The sequence below is a fragment of the Fictibacillus sp. 23RED33 genome (assembly GCF_015903925.1).
Classification (GTDB): domain Bacteria; phylum Bacillota; class Bacilli; order Bacillales; family Fictibacillaceae; genus Fictibacillus; species Fictibacillus phosphorivorans.
The window spans coordinates 11817-34723 of record NZ_JACZDX010000005.1 but is presented as its reverse complement, the minus strand read 5'-3'; the positions used below and the strand labels follow the sequence as shown (position 1 = coordinate 34723).

19 protein-coding genes and 1 pseudogene are annotated in these 22907 nt (G+C 40.6%); 18 read left to right on the top strand and 2 right to left on the bottom strand.

The genetic code is table 11. The features are described 5' to 3' along the window. The first annotated feature begins 64 nt into the window (after positions 1 to 64). The 12 genes from nadB to yajC all read left to right on the top strand — a co-directional run bounded on the left by nadB (position 65) and on the right by yajC (position 11627). Positions 65 to 1645, top strand: a complete 1581-nt coding sequence (nadB, locus tag IHV09_RS16115) for an L-aspartate oxidase (RefSeq protein ID WP_197264962.1) — start codon at positions 65 to 67, stop codon at positions 1643 to 1645. Continuing rightward, positions 1599 to 2459, top strand: a complete 861-nt coding sequence (gene nadC, locus IHV09_RS16110; protein ID WP_197132106.1) for a carboxylating nicotinate-nucleotide diphosphorylase — start codon at positions 1599 to 1601, stop codon at positions 2457 to 2459. Before nadB ends, nadC begins: the two co-directional genes overlap by 47 nt. Beyond that, a complete protein-coding gene (nadA, locus tag IHV09_RS16105; protein WP_197131277.1) occupies positions 2434 to 3531 on the top strand; it encodes a quinolinate synthase NadA in 1098 nt (365 codons plus the stop codon). Before nadC ends, nadA begins: the two co-directional genes overlap by 26 nt. Positions 3532 to 3667: 136 nt before the next feature. Then, a complete protein-coding gene (locus tag IHV09_RS16100) occupies positions 3668 to 5278 on the top strand; it encodes a LysM peptidoglycan-binding domain-containing protein (protein ID WP_197264961.1) in 1611 nt (536 codons plus the stop codon). Between the two features lie 46 nt (positions 5279 to 5324). Then, complete coding sequence (locus IHV09_RS16095; protein ID WP_231618371.1) at positions 5325 to 6251, top strand: phosphotransferase; 927 nt, start codon at positions 5325 to 5327, stop codon at positions 6249 to 6251. A 72-nt stretch (positions 6252 to 6323) separates the two neighbouring features. Continuing rightward, positions 6324 to 6911, top strand: a complete 588-nt coding sequence (locus tag IHV09_RS16090; protein ID WP_197131271.1) for a YhcN/YlaJ family sporulation lipoprotein — start codon at positions 6324 to 6326, stop codon at positions 6909 to 6911. A 285-nt stretch (positions 6912 to 7196) separates the two neighbouring features. Beyond that, positions 7197 to 7790: a Holliday junction branch migration protein RuvA gene (gene ruvA / locus IHV09_RS16085; protein ID WP_197193768.1), complete on the top strand. Its 594-nt coding sequence runs from the start codon at positions 7197 to 7199 to the stop codon at positions 7788 to 7790. A gap of 14 nt (positions 7791 to 7804) precedes the next feature. After that, on the top strand, positions 7805 to 8806 hold the full coding sequence (gene ruvB, locus IHV09_RS16080) for a Holliday junction branch migration DNA helicase RuvB (protein ID WP_197264959.1): 1002 nt from the start codon (positions 7805 to 7807) through the stop codon (positions 8804 to 8806). Further along, positions 8803 to 8994 carry a DUF2905 domain-containing protein gene (locus IHV09_RS16075; RefSeq protein WP_197131267.1) on the top strand — a complete coding sequence of 64 codons (192 nt, stop codon included), beginning with the start codon at positions 8803 to 8805 and terminating at the stop codon, positions 8992 to 8994. The genes ruvB and IHV09_RS16075 overlap by 4 nt, the downstream gene beginning before the upstream one ends. A gap of 131 nt (positions 8995 to 9125) precedes the next feature. Further along, a complete protein-coding gene (gene queA, locus IHV09_RS16070) occupies positions 9126 to 10154 on the top strand; it encodes a tRNA preQ1(34) S-adenosylmethionine ribosyltransferase-isomerase QueA (RefSeq protein WP_197131265.1) in 1029 nt (342 codons plus the stop codon). 17 nt (positions 10155 to 10171) lie between these two features. Beyond that, positions 10172 to 11314 carry a tRNA guanosine(34) transglycosylase Tgt gene (tgt, locus tag IHV09_RS16065; RefSeq protein ID WP_197131262.1) on the top strand — a complete coding sequence of 381 codons (1143 nt, stop codon included), beginning with the start codon at positions 10172 to 10174 and terminating at the stop codon, positions 11312 to 11314. 43 nt (positions 11315 to 11357) lie between these two features. Next, positions 11358 to 11627, top strand: coding sequence for a preprotein translocase subunit YajC (gene yajC, locus IHV09_RS16060; RefSeq protein ID WP_197131260.1), 270 nt, complete (start codon positions 11358 to 11360; stop codon positions 11625 to 11627). A gap of 24 nt (positions 11628 to 11651) precedes the next feature. Here yajC and IHV09_RS16055 read toward each other — a convergent pair whose 3' ends face one another. Further along, positions 11652 to 12041 (bottom strand): TIGR04086 family membrane protein, encoded by a 390-nt coding sequence (locus IHV09_RS16055; protein WP_231618360.1) that lies wholly within the window; start codon positions 12039 to 12041, stop codon positions 11652 to 11654. A gap of 196 nt (positions 12042 to 12237) precedes the next feature. Here IHV09_RS16055 and IHV09_RS16050 point away from each other — a divergent pair, with 196 nt between their 5' ends. Continuing rightward, the gene (locus IHV09_RS16050) at positions 12238 to 12897 is read left to right on the top strand and encodes a DUF421 domain-containing protein (RefSeq protein WP_197131257.1); all 660 of its coding nucleotides are present in this window, start codon (positions 12238 to 12240) and stop codon (positions 12895 to 12897) included. 19 nt (positions 12898 to 12916) lie between these two features. Here the strand turns inward: IHV09_RS16050 and spoVB are convergent, their stop codons facing one another. Then, positions 12917 to 14467 (bottom strand): stage V sporulation protein B, encoded by a 1551-nt coding sequence (gene spoVB, locus IHV09_RS16045; protein WP_197264958.1) that lies wholly within the window; start codon positions 14465 to 14467, stop codon positions 12917 to 12919. A gap of 99 nt (positions 14468 to 14566) precedes the next feature. Here spoVB and IHV09_RS16040 point away from each other — a divergent pair, with 99 nt between their 5' ends. From IHV09_RS16040 to IHV09_RS16020, 5 genes and pseudogenes are all read left to right on the top strand, one after another. After that, complete coding sequence (locus IHV09_RS16040) at positions 14567 to 14827, top strand: post-transcriptional regulator (protein WP_197189512.1); 261 nt, start codon at positions 14567 to 14569, stop codon at positions 14825 to 14827. 344 nt (positions 14828 to 15171) lie between these two features. Further along, a pseudogene (gene secDF, locus IHV09_RS16035) lies at positions 15172 to 17389 on the top strand (protein translocase subunit SecDF). Between the two features lie 71 nt (positions 17390 to 17460). Further along, positions 17461 to 19812 (top strand): single-stranded-DNA-specific exonuclease RecJ, encoded by a 2352-nt coding sequence (gene recJ, locus IHV09_RS16030; RefSeq protein WP_197264957.1) that lies wholly within the window; start codon positions 17461 to 17463, stop codon positions 19810 to 19812. Between the two features lie 20 nt (positions 19813 to 19832). Beyond that, on the top strand, positions 19833 to 20345 hold the full coding sequence (locus tag IHV09_RS16025; protein ID WP_066239566.1) for an adenine phosphoribosyltransferase: 513 nt from the start codon (positions 19833 to 19835) through the stop codon (positions 20343 to 20345). A gap of 358 nt (positions 20346 to 20703) precedes the next feature. Next, positions 20704 to 22887 carry a RelA/SpoT family protein gene (locus IHV09_RS16020; RefSeq protein ID WP_197131245.1) on the top strand — a complete coding sequence of 728 codons (2184 nt, stop codon included), beginning with the start codon at positions 20704 to 20706 and terminating at the stop codon, positions 22885 to 22887. Positions 22888 to 22907 lie beyond the last annotated feature (20 nt).

Here is a 22907-nt window from a genome sequence, read left to right as displayed (position 1 = left end):
TCTAGTTTAAATCTATGTAAATATAGGTGTCAAGACACGTGTAAAGTTGAGGTGTTTTGTGTATATGAAACATAAAGAGGCAGATGTTCTAATTATCGGCGGAGGAATCGCTGGTTTGATGGCTGCTGAATATTTAAGTTCGCATAAGAATGTGATAGTTATCACAAAGTTTTCTGCAGAAAAATCAAATTCGTTTTTAGCTCAAGGTGGAATTTCTGCAGCAATAGATGAAGAGGACTCTTGGGCAGAGCACTTTTTAGATACGCTAAAGGCTGGGCGCCATCATAATGATCAAGAGGCGGTCAAACAACTTGTGAAAGAAGGCGAAAGTGTCGTTCGTACTCTTACAGAGTGGGGAGTGAACTTTGACAGACACGAGAACGGTTCTTTTATCTTAGGTAAAGAAGGCGGACATAATCGGAATCGTATCGTTCATGCTGGAGGAGATCAGACAGGTAAGAAAGTGATTGAAGCCTTAATACGAAGAGTAAGTAAAAACGTTAAGATCGTCACTCACCAATATGCAGTGGACTTAATTATTCAAGATCATAAATGTATCGGTGTATCTTGTAAAGATGATGAAAATCAAACCACTATCTTTCAAGCGAAAAATACCATATTGGCAGGTGGTGGATATGCAGGGATATATGGAACGACTTCTAATGCATTCGGATCGGATGGGAGCGTTCTATGCATGGCGTACCGGGCAGGTGTTGAACTCTCGGACTTAGAGTTTGTTCAATTCCACCCAACCCTTTTATCAGATAGAGTGCCAGCAGGATTGATTACTGAAGCGGTGCGAGGGCAAGGTGGAATATTGATCAATTCAAGTGGAGTTCCTTTTATGAAGGATGTTCATCCGTTAAAAGACCTTGCACCAAGAGATATCGTATCGAGGAGACTGTTTCAAGAGATTCATGAACACGGTGAGAAGGTGTTCTTAGATATATCTTCGATTAAAGATTTTAGAAGTAAATTTCCTGGAGTAACAATGCTTTGCGTGAATGCTGGTATCGATTTAGATAAAGGGCTGATTCCAGTATCTCCTGGTGCTCATTTTACGATGGGTGGAATCGTTACAGATCAAAGCGGTAAGACCTCGTTGAGAGGGCTTTATGCGGTTGGAGAGTGTGCGAATACAGGTGTACATGGTGCAAATCGATTAGCGAGTAATTCTCTCCTTGAAGGAGCTGTATTTGCAAAAAAGGTGGCAAACAGTATTCTTTCATCAGAGATAACGGATATGAAGCCTGCGACTTTTAAGAGAAAGAAGAATCTTGAACATAAATCAATACAGATTGACGGTCTCTTGCAAGAAAGCGAGATTCATCTTCTTATGGATAAATACGCGGGAATCGTCAGAAGTAAAAAAGAATTGATGAGTGCCGCAAAAACCCTAAACCTACCTTCATGGAGACCTGATCTGATCAAAGAACCACTACCTGTTATCAAGAGGTTCAATATGCAAACAATCGCATGGTTGACGGTAACAAGTTGTCTTAAGCGTGAAGAAAGCAGAGGCAGCCATTATCGAAAAGATTTTCCATCCCAGAAAAAAGAGTGGGACTCAAAAAAAATTATAAGGAGTTTGTGGCATGATGAATCCATTATTGCTGAAAAAACAGCTGCAGGAATTTTTAATTGAAGATATTGGATCTGGAGACTTGTCAGCGTCTCTCTTTGAAGATCATACAGAAGTGACCGCCACCATTATAGCCAAAGAAAATGGTGTATTTGCAGGTGGACAAATCTTGTCTATAGGGTATGAGTTGATAGATAGAACCGTGCAAACGAGCATTTTCGTAAACGAAGGAGAACAGTTTGAGGCAGGAGCAGTGTTAGCTGAGATAACAGGTAGAAGACAAAGTGTTTTATCTGGTGAAAGAGTAATCCTGAACCTTTTGCAGCGCCTCTCAGGTATAGCGACGATAACAGCTAAAGCAGTTTCTTATTGTGAAGGTGGAACTCGTATTTGTGATACACGAAAAACGACACCGGGTCTTAGGATGTTTGAGAAGTATGCAGTTCGATGTGGAGGAGGATACAACCATAGGTTCGGGCTCTACGATACGGTAATGTTAAAGGATAACCATTTAGCAGGATTTCCTTCTATTAAGGAAGCGGTTGAAACGGCGCGTAAAAAGTGTGGACACACCGTGAAGATAGAAGTTGAAACAGAGACGGAAGAACAAGTGATCGAAGCGGTCTTAGCTGGAGCAGACATAATCATGTTTGATAACTGCAGTCCTGAAGAGATCAAACAAAGACTTACGCATGTACCTTCGAGTATTATAACCGAAGCTTCTGGTGGAATTGCTCCCGATGAGATCAAGGAATATAGTCGAGCAGGTGTTGATTATATTTCTCTCGGTTACTTAACTCACTCTTATAAAGCGCTGGATATTAGCATGAATGTTAAAGGAGTTGTAAAACATGAGTTTACTAAAAACTTTTTCTAAAACAAATACATTACCAGATCGATATAGCTCTATGTCAGTTGAAGAGATGGAAGCTAGGGTTCACGAGATTAAAAGCAGTTTAGGTACGCGTTTATTCCTCCCAGCCCATCATTATCAAAAAGATGAAATCGTTCAATTCGCAGATGTTACAGGTGATTCTCTTCAGCTTGCCAAAATTTCAGCAGAGAACAAAGATGCTGATTTTATCGTATTCTGTGGTGTTCATTTTATGGCCGAAACAGCTGACATGTTGAGCACTGACAACCAAACTGTAATTCTTCCAGATTTGAAAGCTGGTTGTTCTATGGCGGATATGGCGAATATTCATCAAACAGAAAGAGCTTGGATCGAACTTCAAAAGCTCTTTGGTGATACGATTCTGCCATTGACTTATGTGAACTCAACAGCGGAGATAAAAGCATTTTGTGGAAAAAATGGTGGTGCTACAGTTACTTCTTCAAATGCTAAAGAGATGGTAAGCTGGGCTTTTGATCAAAAAGAGAGATTACTTTTTCTCCCTGATCAGCATCTTGGGAGAAACACCGCTTTTGATCTAGGGATACCACTTGAAGATATGGCGATCTGGGATCCGATTTCAAACAAATTAATCTATGATGGAACGAACATCGACCAAATCAAAGTGATTCTTTGGAAGGGGCATTGTTCAGTCCATGAAAAGTTTACAGTAGAACAGATTGCCGACTTCAGAGAGAACCATTCGGAGTTCCAAATCATTGTTCATCCAGAATGTACGCATGAAGTTGTAAGAGCTAGTGATTTGAACGGATCTACACATTTTATTATTGAGACGATCAAACATGCAGAACCAGGAACAAGCTGGGCTGTAGGAACTGAAATGAATCTTGTAAACCGGTTAGCTCAACAGTTCAGTGACAAGAAAATCGTCTCATTAAACCCTCATCTATGCCCTTGCCTTACGATGAACCGAATTGATCTGCCACATCTGCTGTGGTCGCTAGAAAATATTATTGATGGAAACCTTGAAAACGTAATTAAGGTAGATGAAGAAACAAAAAAATATGCAATCACAGCATTGAACCGAATGATGTAGTGTTTCTCCCCCTGTCATAACCTTCTTTTATGAGGCATAAATTGATAAAGGAATAATGTCACTTCTAATACGATGTAGCAATATGCCCAAATGTTCATATACTGTAAGGAAATTTGGCAGGAGGGAGTTTTGCAGCGTGAGAATACACATTGTGCAAAAAGGGGACACACTCGACAAAATTGCTGAAAAATACGATGTACCAGTGAATGAATTAAGAAAAGCAAATCCGGGTTTCTCCAAAACAGATGTAATTGAACGGGGGGAAAAGATTAAAATCCCGATCAAGATGCCTGGTATGAAGAAAGAACAGCCTATTGTACCGGTTAAAGAAAAACCGGTTGCACCTGTACAAGAGGCTCCGAAGCCGGCACCGGTTAAGCCTGCTCCGAAGAAACCAGCTCCAATAAAACAAGAAAAGAAACCAGCTCCAATGAAGCCGGCGCCATTAAAACCTGCACCAACCAAGATGGAAAAGAAAGATGCACCAATGAAGAAAGACGCACCAATGAAAAAAGATATGCCAATGAAAAAAGATGTACCTATGTTAAAAGATCAACCGATGAAAGCACCGATGAAGCAGCCCATGGCCCCTATTCATGACAAGGACTTTGCAGGGATGGTGGAGTCGTCAAATCTTGGACATTATGTGCCAATGGGGTACCCAAATCAACAACCAAACATAGCGAACATGCCAAATATGGCAAATCAACCAAACATAGCGAACATGCCAAATATGGCGAATCAACCAAACATGGCAAACATGCCGAATATGGCAAACCAGCCGAACGTGGCGAGCAAGCATGGGATCTATGCAGGAAAAGATGGCTATGCGCCAAATAAACATCCATTTTTGATGGAAGAATCATCTGGAATGATGCAGAACATGTATGGTTCTATGCCGCCAATGTTTCCAAAACCACAAACCTATTCTCAAATGCCACAGGGATATGGAATGATGCCTCCACAAGGGTTCAGCGGAATGCCTCAACTCTATGGTGGCGGATATCCACAAAGTGGGCAACAAGGTGGAGGTGGCATGCAGCAAGGAGGATCTATGCCTTTTGGTGAATATCCTGATTCTGATATGGACCAGATGCCTTCAGGAGAATACACACCTGGTGGGCAACAACAAGGTATGCAGGATATGCAAATGGGTATGCAACAGCCAGGTTCAATGAGCATGATGCCTATGGGTATGCCGCAAGGATTTAGCGGAATGCCGCAGATGGGTCAAATGGGAATGGGTATGATGCCACAAGGCGGCGGAATGCCGGGAATGACCCAGATGGGTATGATGCCACAAGGTGGAGGAATGCCGCAGATGGGTCAGATGGGTATGATGCCACAAGGTGGAGGAATGCCACAGATGGGTCAGATGGGTATGATGCCACAAGGCGGAGGAATGCCGGGAATGGGTCAGATGGGTATGATGCCACAAGGCGGAGGAATGCCGGGAATGGGTCAGATGGGTATGATGCCACAAGGCGGCGGAATGCCACAGATGGGTCAGATGGGTATGATGCCACAAGGCGGCGGAATGCCGGGAATGGGTCAGATGGGTATGATGCCACAAGGTGGAGGAATGCCACAGATGGGTCAGATGGGCATGATGCCGCAGGGTGGAGGAATGCCAGGAATGCCTGGGATGCCTCAACAGATGCAACAAGGTATGCCAAACCCATATTCACAAGCACAATCTCGTGAAATAGATGAGAATGTTACGGAAGAAACGGAAGAAGATGAATAGGGACGTAAGGGACGATTTCCAAGGGGATCGTCTTTTTTTGAAAAAGATGAATGAACTGGGTCTTGAAGTGATCGACTTTGGCTTTTTTCGAGAGAACGTTATCTGGATTAAGACTAAACAAGGTAAATATGTTTTAAAAGGTTTTAACAGATCAGAAACCTGTAACAAGCAATTAAAGCTTTCAAAACTGTATCATGGACAAAAGCCAAGAATTATGGGTACTTATACGGTATTTCCAAATCAGAAAAAAACAGTTCAATTCGGGAAATATATTTGGGCGATCATGCCATTCTATAAAGGAGAAGGTCTTCATTTTGGTAAAAAAGACGACGTTAAAGCGGGGATAGATGCAATCAGTCGTTTTCATTCTTTTTCAAAGCATATACCAGATCCCTTATATGAACAGCTGACTTCATACTCATTATTTAAAAAGTGGAGTGACAGACTTGATGCTTTTAAATTTCATGCAAGATCAGCAAATTGGAATCATCAGATGCGTCCTTTAATTTCAGAAATAATCATGTGGGGAGAATGGAGTTTAAACCACTTTGATCATGAAGCTGTTGAAAAGCTAGAGAAAAAAGCGTACAAGAAAAAAGAGATCACACATGGGGATGTTGCTCCGCATAATTTTGTGAAACATAAAGAAAAAGATACGTATCTGATTGATTTTGATCTTTTTGCAGCAGTTCCTCAAGCATTTGACTGGTTACAGTACGCCAATCGTATCTTACCGTTTTGGCATTGGTCGTATGAAACGATGGAAGAGGTAGGGAATGAAGATTTCTTAAAAGGGTTTACCAAAAGATGGTTTGTGATAAGTCTGGTATTTCCCACGGATCTCTATCGAGAATGGAATAGGGCCCTTAAAACGGGGGACAAGGAAATGATTGATGCCGTTACAAGATTTACATTGCGTGATTTTTCCCACAGGAAAAAATTTGTTGAAAAAATAATGAAGAGGATGAGTTAACGATCATCCTACATTTAACAGATTATTTAGAGCCTTCTTCTGCCAAGCTAATGGTGAAAGGAGGTTTTTCCATTGAACTTTTTAGGGAAATCACTTACTGTAACAATCCTAGCTGTAGGTCTTGTAGGCTGTAATGGTGTAAATGAATCTCAGGATAAGAATGACAACGACGTTCGACCGATTGGATACTACTCCAATGAGGGAGATAATCGTGGTGATCTTGACCGTGGTAAGGGATTCATTTCTGATATGGCTGATCGAGATGTAAATGATCATACTGCCACTTACCATGAAGATTATGATGGTAAACTTGCTGAACGAATAGCGAAAAATGTCAACGACATCCGGGGTGTAGACGATGCTCACGTTATTCTTGAGGATAACAACGTCATTGTAGGAATAGACACGGATAAAAAGAAGAAGGCCGAACTAACTAACAAAGTTAGAGAGATCACTTCTAAATTGGCACCAAATCGTGATGTGAAAATTGTAGCTGATCAAAATATGGTTAACCGCATTGAGAACGTTGATAACGATCTGCGAGATGGCCGTGCTTACACGGAAGTTGAATCAGATGTTCGCGGAATCAGCAACGATATCGTAAATGCCGGCAGTGACCTTGGAAATGCGATAAAACGTCCTTTCGAAAACAACCGCTAGTATGAAAGAACTGTCAGAAGTTGAATCAACTTTTGAACAGTTCTTTTTTACTGTGAATTTAATTACTTAAGTGAAGCGTATGTATAGTGGTCCACCGTAGAAAGCGGGTAGCCTTGGAAAATATAAAAAGCAACATCGAATTTCGTAAACAGCCTTTAAATAAGGTATGTCATATGATGCTTTTAAAGAAATCAAATTCACTTTTTATAAGGAATTAAGGGGGAGCCTATGATACAATAAGCAATAGAAACATACGCTCGTGTTTAGCGTTAGGGAGAGAAGAATTTGATTGAAAGCATTTCTGGAAATGTAGATTACATAACGGCAGAATATATTGTTATCAACAATAATGGAATCGGATATAAAGTTTTATGTCCAAATCCTTTTATTTATAAATTGAACGATCAAAAAACGGTATATACGTATCAATATGTTCGTGAGGATATACTGGCACTTTATGGTTTTAAGAATAGAAAAGAACGCGACTTGTTCTTAAAACTATTGAACGTGTCTGGAATCGGTCCAAAGGGAGCGTTAGCGATCGTTGCCTTCGGTCAACCTGAGCAAGTCGTCAATGCGATTGAACAGGAAGATGAAAAGTTCCTTACGAAATTTCCTGGTGTAGGAAAGAAGACCGCACGTCAGATGATCTTGGATCTGAAAGGTAAGATCTCAATCTTTGCAGATGTAGAGTTCACGGATGGACTATTCGCAGATGTGGAACCAGAGAGTGATGAACTTGACGAAGCACTTGAGGCTCTTGCAGTCTTAGGATATGGCAGAAAAGAAATCCAAAAAATTCTTCCGGATCTGAAAAAAGAAAAGATGTCAGCAAACGAATATGTTAAAGCGGCATTAAAGAAGTTAATGAATTCATAAGGACGTGAGGATGTATGGAAGAGAGAATTGTTTCTTCAGAGGAACGTCAAGATGAAGCAAATATCGAGTTAAGCCTGCGCCCTGAACTATTAGACGAGTATATTGGACAAACCTCCGTAAAGGACAATTTGCGGATATTTATTAAAGCTGCAAAACTTCGCAACGAACCTCTTGATCATGTCCTGTTGTACGGACCTCCTGGTTTAGGGAAGACAACGTTGGGAGCGATCATTGCAAACGAGATGGAAGTTAACTTGAGGACAACAAGCGGACCAGCTATTGAACGGCCTGGGGACTTGGCAGCAATCCTAACTTCGTTAGAACCAGGTGATGTATTATTTATCGATGAAATTCATCGATTGTCCCGTGCCATAGAAGAGATTTTATATTCGGCAATGGAGGACTTTTGCTTAGATATCGTAATCGGGAAAGGAGAGGTTGCAAGGTCTGTGAGACTAGACTTGCCTCCTTTCACATTAATCGGTGCGACTACAAGAGCGGGTTCTTTATCGGCTCCTCTCCGAGATCGTTTCGGCGTGCTCGCAAGGCTAGAATATTATAAGCCTGATGAGTTAGGTGAGATCGTTAGGCGTACAGGCGATGTCTTTGGGGTAAGAGTAGATGATCTATCAGCTGAAGAGATCGCGAGAAGATCAAGAGGTACACCGAGGATCGCAAACCGATTGTTACGTCGAGTGAGGGATTTTGTGCAGGTTGAAGGCAAGGATACGATTTCTTTGCCGATCTGCCAAAAAGCCTTGGAGCTTCTGCAAGTAGACCGTTTAGGTTTAGACCATATTGACCATAAATTATTACTAGGGATCATTCACACGTATAAAGGCGGTCCTGTAGGTCTAGAAACCATTTCGGCTACAATAGGTGAAGAATCCATGACGATTGAAGATGTATATGAGCCATATCTTCTTCAGATTGGCTTTTTACAACGTACTCCACGCGGACGAATGGTAACAGAACAGGCCTACCATTATTTTGGACTGGAGGCTTCCGCAGATTGAACAAACTGTTAATCGTTGCAGGAATCGTTCTCATTATTATAGGATTAGTAGGGACGTATATAGGTAAACTTCCTGGAGATATGGTATGGAAAAAAGGAAACACAACTGTCTATTTTCCAATCGTGACGTCCATTATCGTTAGTATTGTACTTTCCTTGATCTTCATGATCATAGGTCGATTTAAATAGAAAGTTATGCAACTCTGTTTTTGAAGTGGTTGATTTCCACTCCCGGTTGCTCGCTATCCAATCAACTTGTCATGAAGAATGGAGCAAAGGTTACTTAGAAAAGTGCTAAATAGAAAGCAGGAATACATGACATGAACGTAAATGATTTTGATTTCCATCTGCCTGAGGAACTAATTGCGCAAACACCGCTTGAGAACCGCACTTCCTCACGACTGATGGTCTTAGATAGATCACAAGAAACACTTGAACATAAGCATTTTTATGATTTAAAAAATTATTTAAAAGCAGGAGACTGTCTTGTTTTAAATGACACGCGTGTTCTTCCGGCAAGGCTTTTTGGGCAAAAGTCGGAAACAGGCGGAAAAGTTGAAGTGCTTCTATTAAAAGAAGAAGGCAACGATACTTGGGAAACACTAGTTAAGCCAGCAAAAAGAATAAAACCTGGAACGGAAATTTCATTTGGAGATGGCCGATTAAAAGCAGTTTGTACGGGTGAGAGTGACCATGGTGGCAGACAGCTGAAGTTTATTTATGATGGCATTTTTTACGAACTTCTAGATGATCTAGGTCAGATGCCACTTCCGCCCTATATTAAGGAACAGTTAGAGGAGAAGGACCGTTACCAAACTGTCTACGCTGTACATCAAGGCTCTGCAGCGGCTCCAACGGCGGGATTGCATTTTACGACAGAATTAATCGAAGAGATCAAATCTATGGGTGTACATGTTACGTTTATTACTCTTCACGTCGGTTTAGGTACGTTTCGCCCTGTTAGTGTAGAAAATGTTCTAGAACATGACATGCATGCAGAATTTTATCAAGTAACAAAAGGAACAGCTGAACTTTTAAATGGGGTTAAAGAGGCCGGTGGAAGAATTATTACCGTTGGAACGACGAGTACACGAACACTTGAAACGGTAGCTAACAAATTCGACGGCAAGTTTAAAGAAGATTCAGGTTGGACAGATATCTTTATCTATCCTGGTTATACGTTTAAAGCGATCGATGGATTGATCACCAATTTCCATCTTCCAAAATCAACATTAATCATGTTGGTGAGCGCATTAGCCTCAAAAGATTTCGTTTTAAGAGCATATCATGAAGCCGTCGAAGAAAAGTATCGCTTTTTCAGTTTCGGTGACGCGATGCTTATACTTTAAGGGGGATATATTTTAAGATGAAACCAGCAGTAACGTATGAATTAATAAAAACGTGTAAACAATCAGGTGCAAGATTAGGGAAAGTTCATACTCCGCACGGAACATTTGAAACACCTATCTTCATGCCGGTAGGAACATTAGCAACAGTAAAAACAATGAGTCCAGAAGAACTAAAAGAACTTGGAGCAGAGATCATTCTGAGCAATACGTATCACCTATGGTTGCGACCAGGTCATGATATCGTAAAAGAAGCTGGTGGACTTCATAAATTTATGAATTGGGATCGTCCGATACTTACGGATTCAGGAGGCTTTCAAGTCTTTTCTTTAAGTGATCTGAGAGAGATTAAAGAAGAGGGTGTTCACTTCAGAAACCACCTTAGCGGTGAAAAGCTTTTCTTAAGCCCGGAAGGAGCAATGGAGATTCAAAACGCTTTAGGTTCTGATATTATGATGGCGTTCGATGAGTGTCCGCCATATCCTGCAGAATTTGATTACATGAAAGCGTCTGTAGAACGTACAAGTCGTTGGGCTGAACGATGCTTAAAAGGACATGCTAGACCTCTAGATCAAGCCCTTTTTGGTATCGTGCAAGGTGGAGAATACGAAGAGCTTCGAAAACAGAGTGCGCAAGATCTTGTATCGCTCGATTTTCCGGGTTATGCAGTTGGAGGCCTATCAGTAGGTGAACCAAAAGATGTGATGAACCGTGTCTTAGATTTCACAACTCCACATCTTCCAGAAAACAAACCACGTTATCTGATGGGCGTAGGCTCTCCTGATTCGCTAATCGATGGGGCGATTCGCGGGATCGACATGTTTGACTGTGTATTGCCGACTCGTATCGCTAGAAATGGAACATGTATGACGAGTGAAGGAAGGCTAGTGGTTCGTAATGCGAAGTATGCACGCGATTTCCGTCCGATCGACGAAAAATGTGACTGTCACGTATGCCGAACATACTCTAGAGCTTATATTCGTCACCTTGTAAAAGCGAACGAAACATTTGGTTTCCGATTAACAAGTTACCATAACCTTTATTTTTTGGTAAACTTAATGAAGCAAGTAAGACAAGCGATCATGGAAGACAGACTTCTTGACTTTAGAAATGAATTCTTTGAAATGTATGGATTCAATAAACCGAACGCGCGTAATTTCTAAAATGTACAATCCATTTTTAACTTATAGAAAGGGGTGAATTAGTATGGGAAACCTTGGAGGAATATTACCGATTATCTTGATGTTTGCGATTTTTTATTTTCTATTGATCAGACCGCAGCAAAAGAGACAAAAAGCGGTTCGTGAGATGCAGTCTAACCTTAAAAAAGGCGACAAAGTTGTAACGATCGGTGGATTACACGGAACACTTGATAGTATCGATGATGACATCGCTGTTATCCGTTCGAACGATGGAGCAAAGTTAACTTTCGATCGTAATGCGATCCGTGAAGTAAAAGAAGAAGCAGCACTATAACAAAAAGACCCGTTCATACGGGTCTTATTTATATGTTTGTTTATGACTGCTTAAGTTCACTCCCATAATTCCACCAATGATCGCTAATAAAAGAAAAAGAGCATGATACATATACTGAGATGAGTTGAACGTACTTTGGTAGCCTAAGTATTGAACAAGAAAAACAATAAAAGAAAACAAAAGACTTGTACCGCCACCTAACAACCAACCTTTACTCTGTCCTTTCTTTCCAGATATCATTCCACCTATAAACAATGATAAAAAAGAAAGACCCACTGTTACCCATTTCAACGACGCTTCAGTCAATCCTGTAAACCGCAACAATAGTGAAAGTACTAAACTGCAGAGCATGATCATTAGTAGAACTGCAATCAAACCCCGTCCCATAGAAGAAGCCATATGTTTAATCCCCATCCTTGATCCTCCTTATCCCTAGAAGCTTTCTATATACTTTATTCAGACACCGAAAAAAATAGAAGTACAAGCAAGCATTTTCCCTTTCGTTTCCATTGGTTTATATTTGGCAAAACCTGCGTAACATGTTTTTTCATATCTGTGCCACACTAACTAATGGAATGATCAGAGAACGTATTATGGAAGGAGGGGAATCGTGGAACTGTATACGATTATTTTCAGAACGCTTTTTATCTATTTTTTAATCATGGTGATCTTCAGACTGATGGGTAAGCGCGAGATGGGACAATTATCGATCATTGACTTTGTTGTTTCGATCATGATCGCAGAGTTAGCTGTTATCTCAATTGAAGACCCTACGATTCCCATGCTGAATTCCCTCGTATCCATTTTTGTATTGCTTAGCATCCAGCTCATATTAGCACTCGTTTCACTGAAGAGCAGGAGGATGAGAGAAATCGTAGACGGTAAACCTTCTTTAATCATTAAAGAAGGACAAGTAGATGAACATGAGATGAAGAAACAAAGATATAACTTTGATGACCTTTTAACACAATTGCGCGAGAAAAATATTAGAAGCTTGAATGAAGTTGAATTTGGAATTTTAGAAACAACAGGCAAGCTCTCAATTATTAAAAAAGAGGCTGATTCTGAAAATATACCGATTCAAATGGTTCTGCCTCTTATTTTGGACGGGAAAATTTTAGAAGATAATCTTGAAAAGTTGGACAAGACAACGTTTTGGTTAAGGCAAGAGTTAAAAAAAGTAGGGTTTAAAGAAATAAAAAATATTTCGTTCTGTACACTTAATGAGGATGGAACACTGTATGTCGACGAATTAAATAGCAAAAAATAAAACAGCCGATCAGGCTGTTTTACATCCATCTTTTTATGATAGGTATGTGTTTAAGGTCTTCCTTTCCTAGGAGCTTAAAGAATATGAGAACAAACAAATAGATTCCGCATGTTGCAGATACACATATGGTCAGACCTTGTAATGGAGAAAATTGAGGCATCATGTACCTATACAGATAAACCGCCCCTCCTCCTGTAATGAAAATGGAAAGCAAGCATAAGACAAAATCTTTTACTACGATCGTGTAACTGATCGCTTTGATTACTGTAGCGAAATGCAGCAAGGTAACCACTACTATACTAATCACGATTCCGAGTGCTGCTCCCATGATTCCGAACTCAGGTCGTGTAGCTAGAGCGAATATGGCTGTTAATTTTACAAGAGCACCAATAAGGCTGTTGATCATTGCTGAGCGTGCAAGATTTAACGCTTGAAGCACAGCTTGTAATGGACCTTGGAAGTAAAGGAAAAAGAAAAAAGGTGTCATGATTTTCACATATGATGCGGATGCTGGTGAATCATACATCAAGTCCATGATCGGGACCGCATATACATACATAATTACAGCCGCAATACCACCTGATAACATCGAGAGTCTGAGTGCTTGATTCAAGCGATGCTCAATCAAATGGTATTTTTTTTGTGCGTTCGCTTCACTGATGGCAGGTACTAAAGATATAGAAAGCGAATACGTAATGAACGTTGGCAGAAACAATAGTGGGATAACATAGCCTGCAAGTTCTCCGTATTGTGCGGTGGCAACAGCTGTAGTGATACCAGCAATCGCTAAACTATTTGCCACAACAATGGGTTCAAAAAAGTAGGAAACAGAACCGATCAATTGACTTCCAGTAGTTGGTAGTGCAATGTTCAGGAGATCTTTCATCGTTTCATGACCTTGCTTCAACTGCTTGAAAAAACCTTTTCGGATGCGCATCTTCTTTTTCACTTTAAACATGGAAAACATATAAAGAAGTGAAGCGAGCTCACCGATAATAACAGAGATCATCGCGCCAGCTGCCGCGTATTCTACGCCATATGGCAGGAACAAACCTGTCAATAATGCGACGAGAGCAATTCTGACCACTTGTTCGATGACCTGTGAATAAGCAGACGGTCTCATGTTCTGCAGACCTTGAAAATACCCTCTCAAGACCGAGGAGACTGCTATGACAGGAACTACGGGTGCGATGGCGAGCAACGGCCAAATCGTGCGATCATCTGTAAAGAAGTATTCAGCTAATAATGGAGCTGCGATAAACAAAGCGATTGTGATTACAATGCTCAAAATTCCAGTGATGGCTAAAGATACGATCAAGATTTTTCTTACTTTAGAACGATCTCCAGTTGCGTCTGCTTCTGCAACAAGTTTTGATATGGCGATCGGCAGACCAAGTCTTGTTAAAGTTACAGCTAATAAGAAGGTAGGGACTGCCATCATATAAAGGCCAACACCTTCGTGACCCATGACACGAGCCATGACGATACGATTAACGAAACCGAGTATTTTGGTTACAAGTCCTGCTAATATGAGCAGGATCGTTCCTTGCACGAGTGTTTGTTTTGTCATCTTTACCTGTCCTTTCTTGGACAATCTTATATATCACTATATGCAAGTACATTGAACAGTCATGACAGCTTGTTTCATCTCGAAAGGAGAGAGATATAGATGGAGAATACACATTTTTCGGAATGGAAAAGAGAAGTGAAGCCAGCGGTACAGAGTAAAAAAGAAGAATTTCATTACTTGGGGTATGAAAGTGTAACAGAAGAGGAAATATGGGAATGTGTGCAATCAAAACTAAAGAAAAAGAAAGTTGAGCCTCGTCTCTATGCGTTGGTTGACACAATTTTAGCTCTTTCACTAAATGATTTTATGACGTGGCTAACGATACGCTCATATAAAGAAGAGGGGCTGACCCAAGAGTAGAACTTACTTTTGGGCAGCCTTGTTCTTTTTGATGATCCTAGGCTTGTTGTATCTTGGGAGTTTTTCTGAAAGATCATTGTTTAAAATAGCAGCTTTGAAGTTGTAAGTTCCTGTACTCGCGGAGGCTCACCGCACGCTCCATGGAAAATGACGTGGAGCTGAAATCAACTTCTTCCAGGAGAACAATGGATACGAAAAACAACTTAAGTTTATTATGTTTTATTTATGAACATTCACAGGACAAATTGACAGAAAAAAACAACAATCGCTATAATGGGAAGGGTTAGTATTCGTACTTATACATAGTGTTGTCTTTTGATACAGCATGAAGGAGGTTTCTTGAAGTGGTAAAAAGGAGTAAGATCGTCATCTTTTTTGTTGTGCTTATCATGTTCGCAGCACTCATTGGGCTTACAACAGAAAAGATTGTAAAAGGTACAAAGCTTGGACTAGATCTCCAAGGTGGATTTGAAGTACTTTACGATGTTGAACCTGTGAAAAAAGGTCAAAAAATTACACAGGAAACATTGAAGAGTACGGTTGAAGCATTAAACAGCCGTATCAACGTATTAGGTGTCTCTGAGCCGGATATTCAAATCGAAGGAGACAACAGAATTCGTGTTCAGCTTGCTGGAGTAACCGATCAGAACAAAGCACGTGAACTATTATCTACACAAGCTGAGTTAACATTCCGAGATGTAGACGATAAGGTGCTTTTAGATGGATCAGATCTAGTAGGAAATGGTGCAAAACAAACGTTTGAATCTCAAAATAATAAGCCAATCGTTTCCCTTAAGCTAAAAGATGCTAATAAGTTTGCTAAAATTACAGAAGAAGTTCTCAAGCGTCAGCCACAAGGAGAGAATTTATTAGTTATCTGGCTGGATTATGAAAAAGGTGATTCGTTTAAGGAAGAACAGAAGAAGGAACTTGCTGGAAAACAGCCAAAGTATATTTCTGCACCTTATGTAAGAGAAGTACTTACAGATGACGTAGTAACCATCACAGGTCAGTTCTCTGTTGAAGAAGCACAGAGCTTAGCTAAAATTTTAAATGCTGGAGCTTTGCCAGTTAAACTTGATGAAGTGTATTCTACATCAGTTGGAGCGAAGTTCGGAGAGAAAGCATTAAATGAAACAGTATTTGCTGGCTTTATTGGAATTGCCGTAATCTTTTTATTCATGCTGATTTTCTATCGTGTGCCAGGAATAATTGCTGTCATCACACTATCCATTTATATCTGGTTGATATTAGCTATTTTCTATCTGATGAACGGGGTATTAACGCTGCCAGGTATCGCAGCTCTTATTCTTGGAGTGGGTATGGCGGTTGACGCTAACATCATCACGTATGAACGAATCAAAGAGGAACTAAGAAGCGGGAAATCTGTATTAAGTGCGTTTAAAGCCGGAAATCGTCGTTCATTTACTACGATTTTTGATGCAAATATTACGACAATCCTTGCAGCCGCTGTTTTGTTCGCATATGGAACAAGCTCAGTAAAAGGATTCGCGTTAGTTCTAATTATTTCAGTACTGGCAAGTTTCATCACAGCCGTGTTCGGCTCAAGGCTTTTCCTAGGCTTATGGGTACAGTCACGTGTAATGGATAAGAAGCCAGGTTTGTTTGGTGTAAAGGAGAGTGACATCCGTGAGCTTTAAATACGACTTTGTAAAAAACAGAAACCTTTACTTCATCATCTCGACTCTCCTTACGGTTATAGGAATTGTATTCTTGCTTACAGCTGGATTGAAGCTTGGTATTGAATTTGATCGTGGATCACGTGTTAATATACAAGCGAACGAGACTTTAACCAATGAACAAGTTCAAGCAGAGTTTGAAGAACTAGGTTTTGAAGATGCTACAGTAGTTCTTGCAGGCGCTGATAATGATCAAGCAAATGTTTCCTTTAAAGGTGCTTTGTCAAAAGAGGAAGTATTGAAGATCAACACTCACTTTGAAGAAAAATACGGTGAACCACCAAGTATAAGTACTGTTACGCCAACGGTTGGCCGTGAATTAGCACAGAACGCTTTTTATGCCGTGCTGATCGCTTCAGTCGGTATCATCATCTATGTAGCGTTCCGTTTTGAATGGAGCATGGCTGTTGCATCCGTAGTTGCTTTATTACATGATGCTTTTATGATCATTGCAATATTCAGTATCTTAAGGATAGAAGTAGACCTTCCATTCATTGCAGCAGTTCTAACGATTGTTGGTTATTCGATTAACGACACGATCGTTACGTTTGACCGGATTCGAGAGAACATGAGACTTGAAAAAGTAAGAACACAAGAAAAACTGGCAGAAATCGTAAACAGAAGTATTTTTGAAACGTTGGGTCGTTCGATCAATACCGTTCTAACGGTTATTATCGCAGCAGTAGCGCTATTGATCTTTGGAGCTGATTCAATCAGAAACTTCTCGATCGCCTTGTTGATCGGTCTTACTTTCGGTGCATATTCTTCCATCTTTATCGCTTCTCAGTTGTGGTACGTTATGAAATCAAGACAGATGAAATCAAAAAAGACACGACCAGTTGAAGCGGAGCCAGAAATTTAAAGTAAATATCATTCATAAATTGTCACCTCTTATCCTGTTTTGTATAATGAATAGGTTAAGAGGTGATTTTTATGTTGGAGCCTAGAACTAGGTGGGAGATTCAAGAACCATCCGAAGACAAGGCAAAATGGTTGTCACAAGAATTAGATATCCCTCTTCTGATCGCGAATCTATTGGTTGTCAGAGGAATTGAAACGATAGAAAAAGCAGAAGCATTTTTAAAAATAGATACTGATCAATTTCATGATCCTTTCTTGATGGATGGGATGACAGAGAGCGTTGAGCGGATACATAGAGCTATAGAATCTAATGAAAAGATTTTAATTTTTGGCGATTATGATGCTGATGGTGTAAGTAGTACGACGGTAATGTACTATGCACTGAAAGAACTCGGTGCACAGTTTGACTATTACATTCCGAACCGTTTTACAGAAGGCTATGGTCCGAATGAGCCTGCATTAAGAAAAGCGAAAGAGGATGGTTATTCTCTCGTTGTAACCGTTGATACGGGAATCTCAGCTGTACACGAAGCGAATATCGCAAAAGAGATCGGGTTAGACTTTATCATCACGGACCACCACGAAGCACCCCCTGTATTGCCGGATGCTTATAGCATTATCAATCCTAAGAAACCAGGTTGCACTTATCCATTTTCTGGACTCGCAGGTGTAGGTGTAGCATTTAAAGTAGCACATGCCCTTCATGGTAAGCCACCGCTACATTTGCTTGATTATGCATGCATTGGAACAATAGCGGACCTTGTTCCGCTTGTTGATGAAAATAGGGTAATCGCAAAACTTGGGATAGAAGCACTCTCGAAAACGGATAAGATCGGATTGCAAGAACTGCTAAAAGTAGCGGGTCTTTATGAAAAAGAACTTACAGCTGAAGATGTTGGATTCGCGATCGGACCGCGAGTGAATGCAGCAGGAAGACTTGGTTCAGCGATGCCGGTGGTGGAGTTGTTTACTTCAACTGATCGAGACGAATCAGCCATGTTGTCACAAGAGATCGATTCCGTAAACAAGGAACGTCAAGGAATCGTAAACGAGATTACAAAAGAAGCGATCGCAATGGTCGAAGAAAGTTATCCTCCTGATGAGAATGAAGTGCTAGTTCTTGCCAAAGAGGGTTGGAATCCTGGGGTTATTGGGATTGTTGCTTCACGATTGGTTGAAAAATTTTATCGTCCTACGATCGTTCTATGTTTAGACCCTGAAAAGGAAACAGCAAAAGGATCAGCGCGTAGCATCAAAGGGTTTGATATGTTTGAGAATCTTTCAGGATCTAGAGACATTCTACCTCATTTCGGTGGACATCCAATGGCAGCAGGAATGACCCTTTCTATGCATGATGTCGATGAATTACGAAGTAGGCTAAACCGGCAAGCTAAGGATTGTTTAAAACCAGAAGATTATCTGCCGGTTACAACGGTTGATCTTACAGCTAGATTAAATGAGATCTCACTAGAAACGGTTGAGCTTCTAAGTACATTAGCTCCTTTCGGTGTTGGAAATCCATCGCCTCGCGTAATGGTTGAAGAAGTCCCAATCCGTGAGATGAAAAAGATTGGGAGTCAATCAAACCACCTCAAACTGCAAGTGGGCAATGGTGAGCTTTCGGTTTTAGATTGCATCGGTTTTCAAAAAGGTAGCTTGTTAGAAGAGATGACGCCATATTCATTGATTTCAATCGTGGGTCAGATCCAACTGAACGAATGGAACGGCTATAGAAAACCTCAGCTTCTTCTTGAAGATCTTTCTGTAAATCATTTTCAGCTGTTTGATTATCGAGGTCTGAAAGATGCTGCAAAACGGTTGATCGGACTGCCGTACTCGAAAACATGTTTTATCGCGTTTGAAGAAGAAACAGTAAAGCATAAAGATTTTGAAGCGCTATCTGACCAAGTGATTGGTGAAGACGAGTTATTGATTCTACCCGAGGATTATTTTATAGAAAAGAATTTAGTTTTCTTAGATGTTCCTCCTTCTCTCACGCGCTTTTCAGAATGGCTGGAAACTATCGGTGAACCTTCAAGAATCTACGCAGTGTTCCATCAGAGTACAGAACACTTTTTCACGACTTTACCGACCAGAGAACACTTCAAATGGTTTTATGGGTTTCTTGCTAAAAGAAAAACCTTTAATGTCAAAAGGGATGGTGCAGAACTAGCCAAATGGAAAGGCTGGTCGAAAGAAACAATAGATTTCATGTCAAAGGTGTTTTTTGAGCTGGATTTTGTTACAATAGACGATGGTGTTATTTTCATTAACAAAGAACCTAGCAAAAGAGAATTAGAAAGTTCTGAAACGTATCAGAAAAAGTTTGAACAAGCAGACATTGAAAATCAGCTCGTTTACTCTTCTTATCATTCTTTAAAAAGCTGGTTTACAGAACAAACACGGCCAAAAGCCAGTTTGTAATTTTCAGGAGGCAAAGATTCATGGATTATAAGCCGTTTATTTCAGTAGTAGAGAATTTCCCAATCGAAGGCATTCGTTTTAAAGATATTACTTCACTTATGTCTGATGGTGCAGTATATAAACAAGCAATGGATGATATTGCTGTATACGCAAAAGAAAAACAGGTAGACGTGATCGTCGGACCTGAAGCACGTGGGTTTATCGTAGGCTGCCCGGTCGCTTACACGTTAGGATTAGGATTCGTCCCTGTTCGTAAAGAAGGTAAACTTCCTCGTGAAGTGATCAAAGTTGATTACGGTCTTGAGTATGGTAAAGATGTTTTAACGATGCATAAAGACGCGATCAAACCAGGACAAAGAGTCTTGATCACAGACGACCTACTCGCAACAGGTGGAACGATCGAAGCAACGATCAAGCTTGTAGAAGAGCTTGGCGGAGTAGTTGTAGGAATCGCATTCATGATCGAACTTACTTACCTAGATGGCCGTAAAAAACTTTCAGGTTATGATATCTTCACTTTAACTCAATACTAAAATGATGAGAGAGTTCCTTTTGTGGGGCTCTTTTTTTAGTGATTTTTCTAAAAGAAGGATTGCTATAAATTCTTTTCTTCATTGTAAATTTTGATTGGAGCGGAAGGTGCAAGACTCTCGGCTAGGACAAGCGGTCAGGTGAGACCCTTAAAGGCGCAAAGCGGCAAGGGGCTCACCGCCTGCCCCGCGGAAAGCGAAGCACCTGGAGCGGAAATCAACTACCCTCTAAAAAATTGTTTTTTTACAATCCTGTCACAAAATCTGCTCAATCATTCGACAAATTTCGTTTTTTGCTTTACATGAAGGGTCAATTTAACGATAATAGAAGCAATATACAATGACAACGTAAGGTGATTCCATGACGATTGAGGAAGTATTGCAAAAAGCGGAGAGCTATCTTTCAAAAGACGACTTAAGCTTCATCACGAAGGCTTATGAATACGCAAGAAATGCACACGAGGGACAGTTCCGTAAATCGGGAGAGCCCTATATTCATCATCCTGTTGAAGTAGCAGCAATTCTGGTGAATCTCCAGATGGATCCTGTAACTGTAGCAGCAGGGTTTCTTCATGATGTAGTTGAAGATACACCGATAACACTCAAAGATATTTCCACTCAGTTCAATGAAGAAGTGGCAATGCTTGTTGATGGTGTAACGAAGCTTAAGAAGATCAAATTCAAGTCTAAAGAAGAACAGCAGGCTGAGAACCACCGGAAGATGTTCGTCGCTATGGCACAAGATATTCGTTGTATCTTGATCAAGCTGGCAGACCGTCTTCACAATATGCGCACATTAAAGCATATGCCAAAAGAAAAACAGATACAAAAAGCGAATGAGACACTTGAAATCTTCGCTCCGCTTGCCCATCGCCTTGGGATTTCGACAATAAAGTGGGAGCTTGAAGATGTTTCTTTAAGATACCTAAATCCACAGCAATACTACAGAATCGTTAACTTGATGCAGCAAAAGCGTGCTGAACGGGAAGAGTATGTTCATCAAGTGATGGATGAGATGAAGAGTAAGCTTAAAGAAGTTAACATTCAGGTAGATATCTCTGGAAGACCGAAACATATCTATAGCATCTATCGAAAAATGGCTAAACAAGGAAAGCAGTTCAATGAGATCTATGACCTTTTAGCTGTTCGAATCATCGTTCAGAATATTAAAGACTGTTATGCGGCTCTTGGTATTATTCATACAGCCTATAAGCCGATGCCTGGCCGTTTTAAAGATTATATCGCCATGCCAAAGGCAAATATGTACCAGTCCCTTCATACAACGGTAATCGGACCAAAAGGCGATCCGCTCGAGGTCCAGATCAGAACGTCTGATATGCATCGCGTTGCTGAATACGGGATTGCAGCACACTGGGCATACAAAGAAGGAGCAACGAAAGCGCCTGTTAGCTCATTTGAAAATAAATTAACTTGGTTCCGTGAAATTCTAGAATGGCAAAACGATGTTGTGGATGCTGAAGAATTTATGGAATCTCTTAAGGTCGACCTTTTCTCTGATATGGTGTTCGTGTTCACTCCAAAGGGAGATGTTTATGAGCTGCCGTCAGGATCGGTTCCTATTGATTTTGCATACCGCATTCATACCGAGATTGGTAACAGATGCATTGGTGCAAAAGTAAACGGCAAGATGGTCACGTTAGATTACCGTTTGAAAACGGGAGATATTATCGAGATCTTAACGAGCAAACATTCCTACGGACCGAGTCAGGATTGGCTGAAGATCACACAGAGTTCTCATGCGAAAAACAAGATCCGTCAATGGTTTAAGCGCGAGAGAAGAGAAGAGAATGTCGCAAAAGGCAAAGAGCTTGTTGAAAAAGAAATAAAGAATCGCGGGTACGATCTGAAAGACATCTTTACGAATGATAACATTCAATATGTCGCTCAAAAGTATAATTTTGCTGGGGAAGAAGATATGTACGCTGCTGTAGGGTATAACGGTATTACGGCAGCACAGATCGCTACTCGATTAACGGATAAAGTCCGACGCAAAAAAGAGCAAGACCCGGATAATTCAGAACTGCTTGATGCGATAAGAGATTCTGCTGAAAAACCTGAACCAAAACGAAGAACAGATTCTGGTATCGTAGTTAAAGGCATCGATAATATGCTGATTCGTTTATCTAAATGCTGTAATCCAGTTCCAGGAGATGACATTGTGGGTTATATCACAAAAGGTCGTGGTGTATCTGTTCACCGTGAGGATTGTGTCAACGTACACAATGAAGATGCTCAAGTACGTCTCTTACCTGTTGAATGGGAAGGGAATCTAGAGCAACCGAAAAATTATAATGTGGACATTGAGATCAACGGATTTGATCGTCGTGGCCTTCTAAATGAGGTTCTGCATGCAGTTGCAGAAACGAAAACGAATATTACAGCAGTAAGCGGCAAGTCAGATCGCAACAAGATGGCAACCATCAGTATGTCAATCTCGATCCACAACGTAAGTCATCTTCAAAAAGTGGTCGAACGAATTAAAAGAATTCCTGACATATATGCGGTTAGAAGATTGATGCAATAGGATTTAAGGAAGTGATTCTG

Excerpts from the sequence above, each read along its gene's own strand:
- ruvB (WP_197264959.1), top strand. The coding sequence starts at position 7,805 with ATGGAAGAGAGAATTGTTTCTTCAGAGGAACGTCAAGATGAAGCAAAT.
- spoVB (WP_197264958.1), bottom strand. The coding sequence starts at position 14,467 with ATGACAAAACAAACACTCGTGCAAGGAACGATCCTGCTCATATTAGCA.
- IHV09_RS16025 (WP_066239566.1), top strand. The coding sequence starts at position 19,833 with ATGGATTATAAGCCGTTTATTTCAGTAGTAGAGAATTTCCCAATCGAA.
- IHV09_RS16040 (WP_197189512.1), top strand. The coding sequence starts at position 14,567 with ATGGAGAATACACATTTTTCGGAATGGAAAAGAGAAGTGAAGCCAGCG.
- IHV09_RS16020 (WP_197131245.1), top strand. The coding sequence starts at position 20,704 with ATGACGATTGAGGAAGTATTGCAAAAAGCGGAGAGCTATCTTTCAAAA.
- queA (WP_197131265.1), top strand. The coding sequence starts at position 9,126 with ATGAACGTAAATGATTTTGATTTCCATCTGCCTGAGGAACTAATTGCG.
- IHV09_RS16095 (WP_231618371.1), top strand. The coding sequence starts at position 5,325 with ATGAATGAACTGGGTCTTGAAGTGATCGACTTTGGCTTTTTTCGAGAG.
- recJ (WP_197264957.1), top strand. The coding sequence starts at position 17,461 with ATGTTGGAGCCTAGAACTAGGTGGGAGATTCAAGAACCATCCGAAGAC.
- nadB (WP_197264962.1), top strand. The coding sequence starts at position 65 with ATGAAACATAAAGAGGCAGATGTTCTAATTATCGGCGGAGGAATCGCT.
- yajC (WP_197131260.1), top strand. The coding sequence starts at position 11,358 with ATGGGAAACCTTGGAGGAATATTACCGATTATCTTGATGTTTGCGATT.
- nadA (WP_197131277.1), top strand. The coding sequence starts at position 2,434 with ATGAGTTTACTAAAAACTTTTTCTAAAACAAATACATTACCAGATCGA.
- IHV09_RS16055 (WP_231618360.1), bottom strand. The coding sequence starts at position 12,041 with ATGGGGATTAAACATATGGCTTCTTCTATGGGACGGGGTTTGATTGCA.
- tgt (WP_197131262.1), top strand. The coding sequence starts at position 10,172 with ATGAAACCAGCAGTAACGTATGAATTAATAAAAACGTGTAAACAATCA.
- nadC (WP_197132106.1), top strand. The coding sequence starts at position 1,599 with ATGAATCCATTATTGCTGAAAAAACAGCTGCAGGAATTTTTAATTGAA.